Origin of the sequence: Microbulbifer hainanensis, assembly GCF_014904735.1 — a bacterium.
In the GTDB taxonomy this organism is placed as follows: domain Bacteria; phylum Pseudomonadota; class Gammaproteobacteria; order Pseudomonadales; family Cellvibrionaceae; genus Microbulbifer; species Microbulbifer hainanensis.
Genome location: NZ_JACZCR010000071.1, coordinates 1 through 531, shown reverse-complemented (window position 1 = coordinate 531; position 531 = coordinate 1). Strand labels below are relative to the sequence as shown.

General features: G+C 59.5%; 1 protein-coding gene. It reads right to left on the bottom strand.

Translation table 11 applies throughout. From position 1 onward, the window contains the following. Positions 1-531 (bottom strand): DUF3363 domain-containing protein (locus IG168_RS20375; RefSeq protein WP_193166442.1); only part of this gene is annotated, 531 nt, incomplete at both ends.

Sequence of the window (531 nt, the reverse complement as noted above, 5' to 3'; positions counted from 1 at the left end):
CAAAAGGTCCTTGGTTCGTCTCCAGAATCTCTGTCATTACGCCGTCGAAGGATTGCTGCCCCTTACCGAACAGAAGCCGCGCCGTTTCATCTTTCCCAGCCTTACGGATGCTGGGCGGCACCAACTTGTTCCGTTCTTCCAGCAACCACTTCTCGTAGCGAGAATCGTCATCGAGGACGCCATGACGTCCATTCTGCGCATGATGCGCGCGCCGTCTCGATGCCGCTTCCTTCAGCCTCTTCTGCAGCAGTGTGCTCTCGGCCCCTGCCCCGCCGCGCGCATATTCATCCAGCCAGTTGGCGCCCTCGGCATTGATAGATTTTTCAACCCCGCCCGGGCCAATGACTGCAATGAAGGGCCTCGATGTCGCTTCTCCGCGCTGGCTGTTCCGGGCTGGCGTGATGCGCACAATGGCACCGCGTTTGAAACCATCAGCCGCGTCCAGGTCCTTGAAGGTTGTGTGGTATGCACGCCCGTCCGCTCCATCGATCACGACATAAGGCCGATCATGCAGCTCGTCGGCAAGGCCAC